This is a genomic window from Stenotrophomonas maltophilia (assembly GCF_002799155.1).
Lineage (GTDB): Bacteria > Pseudomonadota > Gammaproteobacteria > Xanthomonadales > Xanthomonadaceae > Stenotrophomonas > Stenotrophomonas maltophilia_R.
Genome location: NZ_NERD01000002.1, coordinates 2,706,746 through 2,722,037 on the forward strand (window position 1 = coordinate 2,706,746; position 15,292 = coordinate 2,722,037).

The window sequence follows — 15,292 nt, forward strand, 5'->3', positions numbered from 1 at the left end:
TTGATGATTGGGACAGCTGACATGGAGGCAGCCCTGATGCAGATGACCCCGCGGGCCGCACGGCCCCGCTTCCTGCTTGTCGAGGACGACATCATCAGCCGCGGTTTTTTCAAGGCGGCGTTGGAAACGTTACCGGCGGATGTGGATACCGCAGATTCGCTGGCCAGTGCCCTGGCCAGTGCCGAACCCGGCGCGCATGATCTGTGGCTGATCGACGTCAACCTGCCAGACGGCAATGGCGCGCAGCTGCTGCGCGAGCTGCGCCGTTCACACCCCGACACGCCGGCGCTGGCACATACCGCCGACGGCGATACCTCCATCCACGCCCGCCTGCGCGAAGCCGGTTTCAGCGACACCCTGGTCAAGCCACTGGGCCGCGACCAGCTGCTGAAGGCGGTGCGCCGTGCGCTGGTCAACAGCCCGGCGGGAATCTTCGTTGCACAGGCCCCGGCCGCAGTCGAGCTGGCCGTACAGGACTGGGACGAGACCGCAGCCCTGGCCGCGCTCAATGGCCAGCGCAACCACCTGATCGCCCTGCGCGAGCTGTTCCTGGCCGAGTTGCCGGGCGTGCGTGATGCAGTGGAGCAGGCGGTGGACCAGCACGACGAGCGCCAGCTGCGCAGCCAGCTGCACCGGCTGCAGGCCAGCTGTGGCTTCGTGGGAGCGGCACGGTTGGGCCGGGCGGTGCGCCAGCTACATCATGCGCCCGAGTCCGGACAGGCCCAGGCGGGGTTCCGCGATGCGGTGGCTGCCCTGCTGCATTGAGGGGTGTTCGGCAGGGCTGCGCCCTGCACCTGCAGAGGCTTCAAGCCAAGGCAACGGCAAGAGCAAAAACTGGAATTCCGTGGGCTGGTGGGGCGGTGTCGGAGTGCGGGGACGCCGCAAGTACGTCCTTGTAGGCTTGGCAGCCGCATCCATGCGGCTGACACCCCGCACTCCGACACCGCCCCACCTCTGACAGATTTCCGCGATCGGGTAGATCCACGCCATCCGTGGATGAATCTCTGTCAGATATCGAAATTCAAACTGGGGTCGGATCCGTTTTCCGGAGGAAAACGGATCCGACCCCATGCCATTCCGACAGATCGCGGAAAACTGTCGAAGGCGGGGTGGGTCCGGTTGCGGGGGCGTGAGCCGCATGGATGCGGCGACCGAGCTTACATGGACGTACTTGCAGCGCCCCCCTCAACCGGACCCACCCCGCCTACCCACGGTATGCACGCTGTTGCTGTTGCTTTGGCCTCGGCAGGTGCAGGGCTGCAAGCCCTGCCGCCCCCCTCAACGCCTGGGCGCGAGCTGCTCGAGCATTTCCCATGATTTAAGGCCGCGCGGCCCCAGGTGATGGGCCAGCACCCGCCGCATCGGCAGGCGCAGGCTGGCCAGGTCGGCGGCATCCGGCTCTTCATCTGCCGCCAACGCCAGCAGCGCCGAGCCAGTGGCCGCTGCCCGGCGTTCCCCGCCGCGCTCGCTCAGCAGGCGCTGCGCGCCCTCCTGCGGATCCAGTTCGTAGCGCGCCGCCGGGTCGATCGGCTGGCCATCGCTGGCACTGTCCAGCTCGAAACCCAGGCCCAGCGAAGACAGCAGCTCGCGTTCGAAACGGCGCAGGGTCCAGGCCAGACCGGCGCCCACCGCCAGCCGTGCGCGCGCCTCGCCGTAGGCCAAGTACAGTTCCGGCAACGGGTCCTGGCGCGGGGCCAGGCGCAGGGTCAGTTCACTCAGGTAGAAGCCGGCCAGCATCGCCTGGCCGACCAGGCGCGGCGCGGCATCCAGCGCCTCGGCACCACGCAGCTGGGCCAGTTCACCCCGCTGCTGGGCACTGAAGCGGATCCACTGCAACGGCTGCAGGGCGGCACGCAGCACCTGGCCCTTGGCAGTGGACACGCCACGCGCCAGCAGGCCAATGCGGCCATGCTGCGCGCTCAACACTTCGACCAGCAGGCTGGTCTCGCGGTAGGCCCGTGCGTGCAGCACGAAGCCGGTGTCGTCCTCGATCATCATCGAAGCGACCGTCGCGGCTTATTCGTAGCCGAAGGCCTTCAGCGCGGCCTCGTCGTCGGACCAGCCTTCACGCACGCGCACCCAGGTTTCCAGGAACACCTTGGCCCCGAACAGACGCTCCATCTGCAGGCGGGACTTGGCGCCGATCTCCTTCAGGCGAGCGCCGCCCTTGCCGATCACGATGGCCTTCTGGCCCTCGCGCTCGACCCAGATCACCGCGCCGATGCGCAGCAGGTTGCCGTCCTCGGTGAAGCGCTCGATCTCGACGGTGGTGGCGTACGGCAGTTCCTCGCCGAGCTGTCGCATCAACTGCTCGCGCACCAGTTCACCGGCCAGGAAACGCTGGCTGCGGTCGGTGATCTCGTCCTCGCCGAACATCGGCGGGGCTTCCGGCAAAAGCTTCAGCACGTCGCGCACCAGTGCTTCCAGGCCGTTGCGCTTCTGCGCGGAGATCGGATGCACGGCGGCGAAGTCGCGACCTTCGGTCACCTGCTGAAGGAACGGCAGCAGCGCGCCCTTTTCCTTCAGGCGATCGATCTTGTTGACCACCAGAACGACCGGGATACCGGCGTCGCGCAGCACGTTGAAGGCCAGGCTGTCTTCTTCATCCCAGCGGCCGGCTTCGATCACCAGCAGGCCAGCATCAACGCCTTCCAGCGAGCCACGCGCGGCGCGGTTCATTACCCGGTTCATTGCCCGCTTCTGCACTTTGTGCAGGCCGGGGGTGTCGACCAGCACCAGCTGGCCTTCCGGATAGGTGGCGATGCCCAGCAGGCGATGACGCGTGGTCTGCGGACGATTGGAGACGATGCTGACCTTGGCACCGACCAGGGCATTGGTCAGGGTCGACTTGCCCACGTTCGGGCGGCCGATGACGGCCACGCTGCCGCAATGATGGGGAGTTTGTTCGCTCACTTGGAATCCAGTTGTTCTAGGACGGCCGCAGCCGCCTGTTGTTCGGCAAGCCGCCGCGAGGGGCCTTCGCCCTCGGTGCTGGCGGCCGGGTCAGCTACGATGCAGCGTACCCGGAAATGTTTGGCGTGGTCGTCACCGGATTCTGACACCAGTTCGTACTGCGGCAACGCCTTCTGGCGGGCCTGCAGCCACTCCTGCAGGCGGGTCTTGGGGTCCTTCTCGGGCCGGCCGGAGGCCGGCAGTGCCTCGATCGAAGCGCTGAACCAGGGCAGTACCACCGCCCGGCAGGCCTCGAAGCCGGCATCCAGGTAGATCGCGGCCACCACGGCTTCCACCGCGTCGGCCAGGATCGAATCACGACGATGTCCGCCGGACTTCATTTCGCCCGGGCCCAGGATCAGCCGCTCACCCAGTTCCAGGGTACGTCCAATCACCGCCAGCGCGCCCTCACGCACCAGCTCGGCGCGGGCACGAGTCATCGCGCCTTCGTCAGCCTTGGGCCAGCGTCGGTACAACGCCTCGGCCGCCATCATGTTGACGATGCTGTCGCCCAGGAATTCCAGGCGCTCGTTGTGTGGCGCACCGGCACTGCGATGGGTCAGCGCCTGCTTCAGCAGCGCCGGGTCGTGGAAGGGATGACCGATCAGGTCACCACGTTGGAAAGGTTTATTCGGCACCGCTTCGGGTCAGGTCCTGGGATGAATCGAATTTGCCAACCACATCCAGGTTGCCGACCAGCGGACGGCGCACTTCGTAGTTGACCTTGAGGGTCCAGCCATTGTCGCGACGGTCGAACTTCACGTTGGCCGGCTTCACGTTTTCCGAGTAGTTGATGTACAGGCGCTTGAAGAACAGATCCTGGATCCGGGCCGGCTCCATGCTGCCCACCCCGGGCTCCTTGGCCAGGCTCTTCATCGCCGAGCGCACCGCGTAATACTCCTGGTACATCGGGAACAGCTTCATGCCGATGTAAAGGAAGAAACCGACCACGATCAGGACCGCCAGGAACGAGGTCAGGGTCATGCCACGCTGCGTGTTCATCGTCTTCATTGCGTTCTCCCCAGATACGCGTTGGATGTGAAAATACTCGGTTGATGCCTGATCAGTTGATGCTCGAGCCGATCCGCGACGGCTCGAAGCCATCCTTGCAGAACCAGCCCTGGCAGTTCAGCCAGATCAGGAAGGCCTTGCCTCGCAGGTTTTCTTCCGGCAGCAGCCCCCAGAAACGGCCATCGTCGCTGTTGTCACGGTTGTCGCCCATCACCAGGTACCTGCCGGCCGGCACGGTCCACTGGCCCTGGCCGCGCGGATAGTCGGTCTCCAGCACGGTGTGGGTACGACCGGGAAGGTGCTCGACCAGCAGGTTGGCGCCCTCGCCCTGGCCCTTGTGGCCGGCATAGATGCCCTTGTTGTCGTACTTCAGCGGCTCGCCGTTGAGGATCACGCCGTCGCCTTCGAAGACCACGGTGTCACCTGGCACGCCGATCACGCGCTTGATGAAGTTCTCGCCCTTGGCCGGGTCGTTGTCGCTGTGGCCGGGGAAGTGGAACACCACCACGTCGCCGCGCGACGGCTCGCCGAACGGCACGATCTTGGTGTTGCTGATCGGCAGGCGCAGGCCGTAGGAGAACTTGTTGACCAGGATGAAATCGCCGATCAGCAGGTTCGGCATCATCGAGCTGGACGGGATCTTGTACGGCTCGGCGATGAAACTGCGCACGACCAGCACGATCGCCAGCACCGGGAAGAACGCGCGCGAGTAATCCACCAGCACCGGCTCGGAATCGAGCAGGCCCGCGCGCTGGGCGCGACGCTTGGCGAGATACAGCTTGTCCGCGAGCAGGATCAGGCCCGAGGCCAGGGTCAGCACGACCAGGAGGATCTCAAACAGTTTCATTCAGGGTCCTTTGCAACGTCACCAGACGACCGGCCCAGCAGGGCCGGTGCGGGCTTACTTGTTGTCCATCTGCAGCACGGCCAGGAACGCTTCCTGCGGAATCTCCACGCGGCCGACCTGCTTCATGCGCTTCTTGCCTTCCTTCTGCTTTTCCAGAAGCTTCTTCTTGCGCGAAACGTCGCCACCATAGCACTTGGCCAGCACGTTCTTGCGCATCGCCTTGACCGTGGTACGGGCGATGATCTGCGAGCCGACCGCGGCCTGGATGGCCACGTCGAACATCTGGCGCGGGATCAGGTCCTTCATCTTCTCGCACAGCTCGCGGCCGCGGCGATCGGCATGGCTGCGGTGCACGATCAGCGACAGCGCATCGACCTTGTCGCCGTTGATCAGCACGTCCACGCGCACGAACGGGCCCGCGTCGAAGCGCACGAAGTGATAGTCCAGCGAGGCATAGCCACGGCTGACCGACTTCAGCTTGTCGAAGAAGTCCAGGACCACCTCGGCCATCGGCAGCTCATAACTGATCTGCACCTGGCTGCCCAGGTAGTTGATGCCGATCTGGCTGCCGCGCTTTTCCTCGCACAGCTTGATGATGTTGCCGATGTACTCCTCGGGGGTGAGCACGTTGGCACGGATGATCGGCTCACGGATCTCTTCGACCTGGTTCACCGGCGGCAGCTTGGCCGGGTTGTCCATGTTGATGATCGAGCCATCGGTCTTCAGGACCTCATACACCACCGTCGGCGCGGTGCTGATCAGGTCAAGGTTGTATTCGCGCTCCAGGCGTTCCTGCACGATTTCCATGTGCAGCATGCCGAGGAAGCCGCAGCGGAAGCCGAAGCCCATCGCCTCGGAGCTCTCCGGCTCGAAACGCAGCGCGGCATCGTTCAGGCGCAGCTTGTCCAGCGCTTCGCGCAGGTCCGGGTAGTCCTCGGCATCGACCGGGAACAGGCCGGCGAACACGCGCGGCTGCATTTCCTGGAAGCCCGGCAGCGGCTTCGGCGCCGGGTCGCCAGCCAGGGTCAGGGTGTCGCCGACCGGGGCGCCGTGCACGTCCTTGATGCTGGCGGTCACCCAACCCACTTCACCGGCCTTCAACGCCGGCAGCACCTTGCGCTTCGGGGTGAACACGCCGACGTTGTCGACCTGGTGATTGCGGCCGGTCGACATCACCTGCAGCTTGTCGCCGGCCTTGATCTCGCCCTGCATCACGCGCACCAGCGAGACCACGCCCAGGTAGTTGTCGAACCAGGAATCGATGATCAGCGCCTGCAGCTTCTCGGTATCGCGCGGCGTCGGCGGCGGGATGCGGTGCACGATCGCTTCCAGCACGTCCTGCACGTTCAGGCCGGTCTTGGCGCTGACCGGCACGGCGTCGGAGGCGTCGATGCCGATCACGGCCTCGATCTCGGCCTTGGCACGCTCGATGTCGGCGGTGGGCAGGTCGATCTTGTTGATCACCGGCACCACTTCCAGGCCCTGCTCCACGGCGGTGTAACAGTTGGCCACCGACTGCGCTTCCACGCCCTGGGCGGCATCGACCACCAGCAGCGCACCTTCGCAGGCGGCCAGCGAACGGCTGACTTCATAGGAGAAGTCGACGTGGCCGGGCGTGTCGATGAAGTTCAGGTGGTAGGTCTGCCCGTCCTTGGCCAGGTACGGCAGCGACACCGACTGCGCCTTGATCGTGATGCCACGCTCGCGCTCGATCGGATTGGAATCGAGCACCTGCGCTTCCATCTCGCGGGCCTGCAGGCCACCGCAGAGCTGGATGATGCGGTCGGCCAGCGTGGACTTGCCGTGGTCGACATGGGCGATGATGGAGAAGTTGCGGATGTTCCGCATCGAATCAGAAGACATAGGTGGCGGCGGCGCGCGGCGTCGTCAGGGTAACGGTCGATTATCGCACGCCCAGCGCCCGGCCGCGAAAACCGGCTGCCGGACACCGGCCCGGAACGACCGAAGCCCCGACGGGGCGGGGCTTCGGGGAGAAACGCAGGGGGCCGCCGGAGCGGTCCCGGCAGGCCTTACTGCCCGGCCTTGACCGCCACGAAGGCGCTGTTGCCATTGGCCGTGCGGACCAGCAGCATCACCACGTCGCCCTTCTTGAAGCTGGACAGCGCCCGGTTCAAGGCATCCACGCTGCCGACCGCGACGCGGCCGACCTGCAGGATCACCATGCCCGGCGACAGGCCGGCATCCCGCGCTGCCTGGCCCTTGACCCCGGTAATGCGCACGCCTTCGTTGCCGTTGAGCCCGAACTGCTTGCGCTGGGCCGCGTTCAGGTCGCTGACGTCCAGCCCCAGCAGGGCATTGGCGCCGGTCTGCGGAGCCGCGTCGGCATTGCCGGTCGCCGGCCCGCGGGCACTGGCCTGCCCGTCTTCGCTCAGCGCGGTCAGCGTGGCATTGAGGTCATGCGGCTTGCCGTCGCGGTACACCACCAGGTTCACCTTGCTGCCCGGCGCCATCGCTCCGATCAGCGGCGGCAGGTCGGACCAGCTGTTGACCGGGCTGCCGTTGACCGAGCGGATGACATCGCCCACCTGCACACCGGCCTTGGCGGCCGCACTGCCGGCCACGATCTGGTTGACCAGGGCGCCGCGGCTGTCCGGCAGGCCCAGGCCCTGTGCCTTCAGCGAATCGATCGGCTCGACCACCGCGCCGAGCTGGCCTCGGGTGACCTTGCCGCTCTTCTTGATCTGCTCGACCGCGCTCATCGCAAGATCGATCGGGATCGCGAAGCTGATGCCCATGTAGCCGCCGGAGGCGGAGAAGATCTGCGAATTGATGCCGACCACTTCACCGCGGGTATTGAGCAACGGGCCACCGGAATTGCCCTGGTTGATTGCCACGTCGGTCTGGATGAACGGCACGTAGCGCTGATCGGCGCCACCGGTACTGCGGCCCAGCGCGCTGACGATGCCAGCGGTGACCGAGTGGTCGAGGCCAAATGGCGAGCCGATCGCGACAACCCACTGGCCCGGCTTCAGGGTGTTGGAATCACCCACGCGCACGGTCGGCAGGTTCTTGCCGTCGATCTTCAGCAGGGCCACGTCGTACTGCTGGTCGCTGCCCACCACCTTGGCGGTGAACTCGCGGCTGTCGCCCAGCTTGACCTTCACCTCACTGGCGTCGGCCACCACGTGGTAGTTGGTCAGCACATAGCCATCGGGGGAAATGATGAAGCCCGAGCCCATGCCGCGGCCCTTGATGCTGGGGCCACCGTCCGGGCCGCCAGGGCCCTGCCCCGGCATCGGGAAATCCGGTCCGAAGAAGCGGCGGAAGAACTCCGGCATGTCATCGTCACCGCCCATCGGGCCCCGCGAGGCCTGGCGGTTGTTGCGGACGATGGTGGTGTCGACGTTGACCACGCCCGGGCCGACCTGTTCGACCAGGTTGGTGAAGTCGGGCAGGCCGCTGACCAGCGGCTGTGCGGGTACCCGCGGCGCTGCGGCCGGCGCTGGCTGGGGCTGGGCGGCAGGCGCCGGCGCCTGGGCACAGGCCATCAGGGGAAGGGTCAGGGCCAGCAGGCCAATGGCCTGCGTGCGGAGTCGGGGAGTCATCGGACGGCAACCTCCGGGTCGGATGGAAAAAGGAATACGGGCCCCGCCGACGGCGGGGCGTGAAGGCGCCCGGCTCAGTCGCGCGGGCGCGGCGGCACCGGCAGGTCGTCCTGCAGGCGCGGCTCGAATGGGTAGAACGCGGCACCACCGGCGTGAGCCGGGAAGCTGGCATTGAGCGCGCCACCGGCGGCGGGCGCCAGGCTGGAGCGCGGCCACGGCCGGGCCTGCAACCCACCGACCTCACCGAACGGCAGGTTGCGGTTGGCGCTGGCGGGCACGGTCGGAGTCAACGGTGCCTGCGCGGAAGCCACGGCGCGCAGCGGCACATCGTCACGCTGGGCGGCACGCGCAGCCTGCTGGCTGCGGGTGGCACTGGCGCGGCGGGCGTCCTGGCGGCGGCTGGCGGCAGCCATCGCCACGGCCGGCGCAGCCGCAACGGCCACTGCCGCGGTATCCACCGATGCTTCGGTGACCGTCACCGGGCGGCTCGGTGCCGGCGCCAGCTGGGCCTCGCTGGCAATCACCTGGGGGGCCAGCGGCTCGCCCGGTGTGGCCTCCTGCAGCTTCTCGCCGCCCATGAACAGCGCCACGGCCGCCACCGAGGCGGCCAGTGCGGCACCGCCCCCCCAGGCCCGCCAGCCACTGCGGCGTACCTGGCGACGGGGCTCGGGCTGCGGCGCGGGCTCGGCGGCAACAGCAGCGGCCACGGCGGCGCTGAAACCGGCCGGTGCCAGCACCGAGGCCTGCCCGCGCATCACGTCGCCCAGCAGCTGCCAACGCTCCTGGCAGCCGGCCAGTTCGGGATCGTGCTCCATCCGGCGCAGCAGGAAGCGCGCTTCATCGGCGCCCAGCTCGCCATCGACCAGGGCCGACAGCTGTTCGCGATGGCGCTGGTCCAGGCGCTGCCCGGCGGGCGATTGATGGTTCTGCGATTCGTTGAACGGATTACTGGTCATACGCGGCTCTTCTCACGGGTGGCGCTGCCGATGTCCAACAGCGGCCGGAGTTCGGTGTCGATCGCCTCGCGCGCCCGGAAAATCCGTGACCGCACGGTGCCGATCGGGCACCCCATCTTCTGCGCGATATCCTCGTAGCTCAGGCCTTCCACCTCGCGCAGGGTGATCGCCGACCGGAGTTCTTCCGGCAGCGCGTTGACGGCCTTCATGACCGTCTGTTCCAGCTCCTGGCGCATCAATTCGCGCTCGGGCGTATCGGTGTCCCGCAGGCGGGTACCGCTGTCGAACTGCTCGGCGTCGCCGATGTCGATGTCGTCGGTCGGCGGACGGCGATTGTGTGAAGCCAGGTAGTTTTTGGCGGTATTCACGGCGATTCGATGCAACCAGGTTGAGAACTGGGCATCGCCACGGAAACTTCCGATCGCGCGGTAGGCACGGATGAAAGTGTCCTGGGCGACGTCCTGACATTCGCTCCAGTCGGCGATGTAGCGACCGACCAGGGCCACGACCCGATGCTGGTACTTGCGCACCAGGACATCGAATGCGGCACTCTCGCCGTGCTGCACGCGCCGGACCAGTTCCAGATCCAGCTCCTGAGGTGTATCAACATCGGCCATGAGGGGCCGCACTCCTGTCAGCCCAACCGACGTCGGGCAATGAGACTGCCAATCCCGGGAAAAGTTCAGTCGCCGATCACCTGGCGCCGCACCAGCTTTTAACCACCGTTCCGTTAGCGTCCCGGTCCACGGCCATGGATCCGGGGTCGCCACTCCCCTGCTATTGGGATTTGACGCGGGGGAAACAACCTCTGGATCATAGCCGCTTCTCCATACACAACCGGATGGAACGTCCATGCTCTCAGGCTTCGATGGTCTCCGCTTCAGCCACTGGCACCCCGAGATCCGCGACGACGGCGTGGTGGTTCTCTCCCTGGATCGTCAGGACAGCAGCGTCAACGCGATGTCGCAGGATGTGCTGCTGGAACTGGGCGACCTGCTCGAGCGCATCGCGCTTGACCCGCCCAAGGGCGTGGTGATCCAGTCGCTGAAGAAGGCCGGCTTCATTGCCGGTGCCGACCTGAAGGAGTTCCAGGAATTCGATCGTCGCGGCACCGTCAACGACGCCATCCGGCGTGGCCAGGCCACCTACCAGAAGCTGGCCGAGCTGCCCTGCCCGACCGTGGCGGCCATCCACGGCCACTGCCTCGGCGGCGGCACCGAGCTTGCCCTGGCCTGCCGCTACCGCGTGGCCTCCAATGACAGCAGCACCCGCATCGGCCTGCCGGAAACCCAGCTGGGCATCTTCCCGGGCTGGGGCGGCAGCGCGCGCCTGCCGCAGCTGGTCGGCGCCCCGGCGGCGATGGACATGATGCTGACCGGCCGCACCCTGTCGGCCTCGGCCGCGCGTGGCATCGGCCTGGTCGACAAGGTGGTGGCACCGGCGGTGGTGCTCGACACTGCCGTGGCGCTGGCGCTGTCCGGCACCACGCGCCCGTTCAAGCAGCGCGCGACGGCCTGGGCCACCAACACCTGGCTGGCACGCACGCTGCTGGCACCACAGATGGTCAAGCAGGTCGCACGCAAGGCCAAGAAGGACCAGTACCCGGCGCCGTATGCATTGATCAGCACCTGGCAGCGCAGCGGCGGCAAGCCGATCCAGGCCCGCCTGGACGCCGAGCGGCGGGCCGTGGTGAAGCTGGCCAGCACGCCGACCGCGCGCAACCTGATCCGCATCTTCTTCCTGACCGAGCGCCTGAAGGGCCTCGGCGGTGGTGATTCCGGCATCCGCCACGTGCACGTGGTCGGTGCCGGCGTGATGGGCGGTGACATCGCCGCATGGGCCGCGTACAAGGGCTTCGAGGTAACCCTGCAGGACCGCGAGCAGCGCTTCATCGACCCGGCCATGGAACGCGCACAGGCGCTGTTCGCCAAGAAGGTGCGCGACGAGAGCAAACGCCCCGCCGTGGCCGCGCGGCTGCGTGCCGACCTGGAAGGCGATGGCGTGGCCGAGGCCGACCTGGTGATCGAGGCGATCATCGAGAACCCCGAAGCCAAGCGTGCGCTGTACCAGACGCTCGAGCCGAAGATGAAGCTGGATGCGCTGCTGACCACCAACACCTCGTCGATTCCGCTGGTGGAGCTGCGCGACCACATCCAGCGCCCGGCACAGTTCGCCGGCCTGCACTACTTCAACCCGGTGGCACAGATGCCGTTGGTGGAGATCATCCATCACGACGGCATGGCGCCGGAGACCGAGCGCCGCCTGGCCGCGTTCTGCAAGGCGCTGGGCAAGTTCCCGGTGCCGGTGGCCGGCAGCCCGGGCTTCCTGGTCAACCGCGTGCTGTTCCCGTACATGCTGGAAGCTGCCACTGCCTACGCCGAAGGCATCCCGGGCCCGGTGATCGACAAGGCCGCCGTGAAGTTCGGCATGCCGATGGGCCCGATCGAACTGATCGACACCGTGGGCCTGGACGTGGCCGCCGGCGTCGGCCGCGAACTGGCACCGTTCCTGGGCCTGCAGATTCCGGCCGCGCTGCAGACCGTGGAGCCGGACAAGCGCGGCAAGAAGGATGGCCAGGGCATCTACACCTGGGAGAACGGCAAGCCGAAGAAGCCGGACGTTGCCAGCGACTACCAGGCCCCGGCCGACCTGGAGGACCGCCTGATCCTGCCGCTGTTGAACGAGGCGGTGGCCTGCCTGCACGAAGGCGTGGTGGCGGATGCGGACCTGCTGGATGCCGGCGTGATCTTCGGTACCGGTTTCGCACCGTTCCGCGGCGGCCCCATCCAGCACATCCGTGCGGTGGGTGCCGACGCGATCGTCGAGCGGTTGAAGGCACTGCAGCAGCGCCACGGCGACCGCTTCGCGCCGCGCCCAGGCTGGGACAACCCCATCCTGCGCGAAGCGGTGGTTTGATCGGCCGGGCCTGCGGCCCGGCACCCGCAGAGGCAGCGTCAAGTTCTAAAGCAGAAGCCAGAGCCAAAGCGGCTCTGGCTTTTCTGTTTGGTGGGCGGGGCGGTGTGGGTGGGCAGGACACGCCGTAAACCCGTCCCTGGGGGCTCGATGGCGCCATCCATGGCGCCAACGGTCCTGCCCACCCACACCGCCCCACCCCTGACAGCTTCCCGGTGACGGTCGGTGAACCGCGAATCTGGTTGATGGCTACTGCGAACTGGTGGGTGGCTACCTTGGTTGCCACCAGGAGCGAAGCGACCGGCGTTTGATTTTGATTTTGATTTTGATTTTCTTTTTTTCTTCTCCGTGGCTGGACAGCACACAGAAACTGTCAGAGGTCGGGCGGGTGGGTTGCGCAGGACCGTTGGCGCCATGGATGGCGCCATCGAGCCCCCATGGATGGGTTTACGGCGTGTCCTGCGCAACCCACCCGCCCGGCCAAGCGCGGCTTTTGATTTTGCTTCCGCCTTCAGCGACCAACCCACAGCCACGAGGGGCTGCGCCGTTGGCTGGAACAACCTGTTACCCATACGGGGCATGTCCCCGTCACAGCTGCATGCGATGCTGATCACCTGATCCCTGCCAGCGAGAACGCCCGCATGACCACCATCATCGCCCCGCGCGTGCACGACATCGGCGGCCTCGAAGTCCGTCGCGCCGTCCCCACCCTGCAGGCGCGCAGCATCGGCTCATTCGTGTTCGTCGACCAGATGGGCCCGGCACTCATGCACCCCGGTACGGCCATCGACGTGCGCCCGCATCCGCACATCGGCCTGGCCACCGTCACCTACCTGTGGTCGGGCGCGATCGGCCACCGCGACACGCTGGGCTCGGACCAGGTGATCCGTCCCGGCGACGTCAACTGGATGACCGCCGGCCGCGGCATCGCCCATTCCGAGCGCACGCCGCAACCGGACCGCGACCACGACAACCCGATCCATGGCATGCAGACCTGGGTCGCACTGCCGAAGTCGCATGAGGAAATCGAGCCGGCGTTCTACCACCATGCCGCCGCCACCCTGCCCGAGCAGCGCCGCAATGGGGCCTGGTTGCGGGTGATCGCCGGCCGCGCCTATGGCGAGGAATCGCCGGTGAAGGTGTTCGCCGACACGCTCAACGTGGCGATCGATCTCGACCCGGATGCAGAGATCGATATCGACGACGGCCACCGCGAGCGCGCGTTGTACATCCTCGAAGGCGAGGCGCAGCTCGATGGCGTGGACATCCCCGCTCAGCACCTGGTGATTCCCGAAGCCGGCGCGCGAGGGCGCCTGCGCGCGAAGACGCCGGTCAAGGCGATGCTGTTCGGTGGCGAGCCGCTGGATGGCCCGCGCCACCTGTGGTGGAACTTCGTGTCCAGCTCGAAGGAGCGCATCGAGCAGGCCAAGCACGACTGGGAAGCCGGCCGCTTCGGCACCATTCCGGGCGACGACAAGGAGTTCATTCCCCTGCCCCAGTACTGAACATCGCGTGTTGCACACATCCGAAGGTGTATCCCTGCACCCGGCGTTGACGCTACAGTCACCCGCTGATCACTGAAATGTGACATAAATCACACTTTAGACCGTCAAAGGAGTGCAACACATGAGCATGGGTAAACGCTTGTCCGCCGAGTTCCTCGGCACGTTCTGGCTGGTTCTGGGTGGCTGTGGCAGTGCCGTGCTGGCCGCCAAGTTCGGGGGTGACGGCAATCCGCTGGGTATCGGTTTCCTCGGCGTTGCGCTGGCCTTCGGCCTGACCGTGGTGACCGGCGCCTATGCGTTCGGCCACATCTCCGGCGCGCACTTCAACCCCGCGGTCAGTGTCGGCCTGTGGGCCGGCGGTCGTTTCCCGACCAAGGACCTGATCCCGTACATCATCGCCCAGGTGGCTGGCGGCCTGCTGGCCGGTTTCATCCTGCTGCAGATCGCCTCCGGCGCCAGCGGCTTCGCCATCGATGGCAGCCAGGCCGGTGCGTTCGCCAGCAACGGCTACGGCGCACTGTCGCCCGGTGGTTACAGCGTGGCAGCGGCCTTCCTGTGCGAAGTGGTGCTGACCGCGGTGTTCCTGATCGTGATCATGGGTGCCACCCACGGCAAGGCACCGGCCGGCTTCGCCCCGCTGGCGATCGGCCTGTCGCTGACCCTGATCCACCTGATCAGCATCCCGGTCACCAACACCTCGGTGAACCCGGCCCGCTCCACCGCCGTGGCCTTCTTCGCCGGCAGCGGCGCAATCGGCCAGCTGTGGCTGTTCTGGGTCGCGCCCCTGCTGGGCGGCGCGATCGGAGGCATCATCTACAAGTGGATCGGCAGCGACCGCTGATCCACGCGGCCCCCATTGCGGCCGACCCTCGGCCGCAATGGTTACTTCTGTAACCGCGAATTGTGCGATCGCTCACGTTCCGTTAAGGTTGAGTTGACCGTCCGTGCACATGCCGGATGGGGCGGCATCCGGGGATGGGATGCCATGGCCGCTGGCGCTGCTGGCGGAGCCAAACAACTCATCACCTTGGGGGATGCATGAAGTTCGTGCCTGTCATGTTGTCGAGCCTGCTGTTTGCCGCGGCCCAGGCCGCCGCGCAGGCGCCGTCCGAATGTCCTTCGCTGCCCGCCAGCAGTGGCCTGCAGTGGCAGCAAGTGGTGCAGGCCGATTTCCTGGTCTGCCGCGCCAGCACCACCGATGGTCGCGAAGTGCTGAGCCTGATGCTCAGCGCGCGTGATCCCGCCATTCCGCTGAGCCGCTCGCTGCGCCAGGAAAAAGGCAGCTTCGCTGGTGAATCACTGTACTGGTACCAGCCCGACCTGGGCGGCCAGCAACCGCCGGGGTATGCCGAGCGGCGCATCAGCGTGGTCAAGATCGACAAAGGGCGTTACGCGCAGATTTCGCTGTATCCGGACAGCGCGCAGGAGCTGGGCTCACTGCAGCAGCTGGCGCAGGGCATGAGCCTGACCCCGTCGGCCGTGGCCGCCGGGCGCTGACGGTGATGGGGATGACTGCCTGGCAGCATCCCCGCAGGATCCGAC

14 protein-coding genes are annotated in these 15,292 nt (G+C 66.8%); 5 read left to right on the forward strand and 9 right to left on the reverse strand.

Annotated features, from left to right (window positions below):
- The first annotated feature begins 36 nt into the window (after positions 1 to 36).
- Complete coding sequence (locus B9Y82_RS13215; protein ID WP_014038083.1) at positions 37 to 765, forward strand: response regulator; 729 nt, start codon at positions 37 to 39, stop codon at positions 763 to 765.
- Between the two features lie 513 nt (positions 766 to 1,278).
- On the opposite strand, the gene recO is transcribed toward B9Y82_RS13215, so the two are convergent.
- The 9 genes from recO to rpoE all read right to left on the reverse strand — a co-directional run bounded on the left by recO (position 1,279) and on the right by rpoE (position 9,949).
- A complete protein-coding gene (gene recO / locus B9Y82_RS13220) occupies positions 1,279 to 1,998 on the reverse strand; it encodes a DNA repair protein RecO (protein WP_100473566.1) in 720 nt (239 codons plus the stop codon).
- 18 nt (positions 1,999 to 2,016) lie between these two features.
- Positions 2,017 to 2,913 (reverse strand): GTPase Era, encoded by an 897-nt coding sequence (era, locus tag B9Y82_RS13225; RefSeq protein WP_005410599.1) that lies wholly within the window; start codon positions 2,911 to 2,913, stop codon positions 2,017 to 2,019.
- Positions 2,910 to 3,590 carry a ribonuclease III gene (gene rnc, locus B9Y82_RS13230; protein WP_100473567.1) on the reverse strand — a complete coding sequence of 227 codons (681 nt, stop codon included), beginning with the start codon at positions 3,588 to 3,590 and terminating at the stop codon, positions 2,910 to 2,912. Before rnc ends, era begins: the two co-directional genes overlap by 4 nt.
- Positions 3,580 to 3,963 carry a DUF4845 domain-containing protein gene (locus tag B9Y82_RS13235; protein WP_014038086.1) on the reverse strand — a complete coding sequence of 128 codons (384 nt, stop codon included), beginning with the start codon at positions 3,961 to 3,963 and terminating at the stop codon, positions 3,580 to 3,582. Before B9Y82_RS13235 ends, rnc begins: the two co-directional genes overlap by 11 nt.
- 52 nt (positions 3,964 to 4,015) lie before the next feature.
- Positions 4,016 to 4,810 carry a signal peptidase I gene (gene lepB, locus B9Y82_RS13240; RefSeq protein ID WP_100473568.1) on the reverse strand — a complete coding sequence of 265 codons (795 nt, stop codon included), beginning with the start codon at positions 4,808 to 4,810 and terminating at the stop codon, positions 4,016 to 4,018.
- Positions 4,811 to 4,864: 54 nt separating this feature from the next.
- Positions 4,865 to 6,658, reverse strand: a complete 1,794-nt coding sequence (gene lepA / locus B9Y82_RS13245; protein ID WP_162292096.1) for a translation elongation factor 4 — start codon at positions 6,656 to 6,658, stop codon at positions 4,865 to 4,867.
- 182 nt (positions 6,659 to 6,840) lie between these two features.
- Positions 6,841 to 8,376: a DegQ family serine endoprotease gene (locus tag B9Y82_RS13250; RefSeq protein ID WP_100473570.1), complete on the reverse strand. Its 1,536-nt coding sequence runs from the start codon at positions 8,374 to 8,376 to the stop codon at positions 6,841 to 6,843.
- Between the two features lie 74 nt (positions 8,377 to 8,450).
- Positions 8,451 to 9,332, reverse strand: a complete 882-nt coding sequence (locus tag B9Y82_RS13255) for a sigma-E factor negative regulatory protein (protein ID WP_100473571.1) — start codon at positions 9,330 to 9,332, stop codon at positions 8,451 to 8,453.
- On the reverse strand, positions 9,329 to 9,949 hold the full coding sequence (gene rpoE, locus B9Y82_RS13260; protein WP_014038091.1) for an RNA polymerase sigma factor RpoE: 621 nt from the start codon (positions 9,947 to 9,949) through the stop codon (positions 9,329 to 9,331). Before rpoE ends, B9Y82_RS13255 begins: the two co-directional genes overlap by 4 nt.
- A 235-nt stretch (positions 9,950 to 10,184) precedes the next feature.
- Here rpoE and B9Y82_RS13265 point away from each other — a divergent pair, with 235 nt between their 5' ends.
- The 4 genes from B9Y82_RS13265 to B9Y82_RS13280 all read left to right on the forward strand — a co-directional run bounded on the left by B9Y82_RS13265 (position 10,185) and on the right by B9Y82_RS13280 (position 15,247).
- Positions 10,185 to 12,248, forward strand: a complete 2,064-nt coding sequence (locus B9Y82_RS13265; RefSeq protein ID WP_100473572.1) for a 3-hydroxyacyl-CoA dehydrogenase NAD-binding domain-containing protein — start codon at positions 10,185 to 10,187, stop codon at positions 12,246 to 12,248.
- Positions 12,249 to 12,886: 638 nt separating this feature from the next.
- The gene (locus tag B9Y82_RS13270; RefSeq protein WP_049427674.1) at positions 12,887 to 13,750 is read left to right on the forward strand and encodes a pirin family protein; all 864 of its coding nucleotides are present in this window, start codon (positions 12,887 to 12,889) and stop codon (positions 13,748 to 13,750) included.
- Positions 13,751 to 13,871: 121 nt separating this feature from the next.
- Positions 13,872 to 14,591: an aquaporin Z gene (gene aqpZ / locus B9Y82_RS13275; protein ID WP_100473573.1), complete on the forward strand. Its 720-nt coding sequence runs from the start codon at positions 13,872 to 13,874 to the stop codon at positions 14,589 to 14,591.
- Between the two features lie 197 nt (positions 14,592 to 14,788).
- Positions 14,789 to 15,247, forward strand: coding sequence for a hypothetical protein (locus tag B9Y82_RS13280; protein ID WP_100473574.1), 459 nt, complete (start codon positions 14,789 to 14,791; stop codon positions 15,245 to 15,247).
- The last annotated feature ends 45 nt before the right edge of the window (positions 15,248 to 15,292 follow it).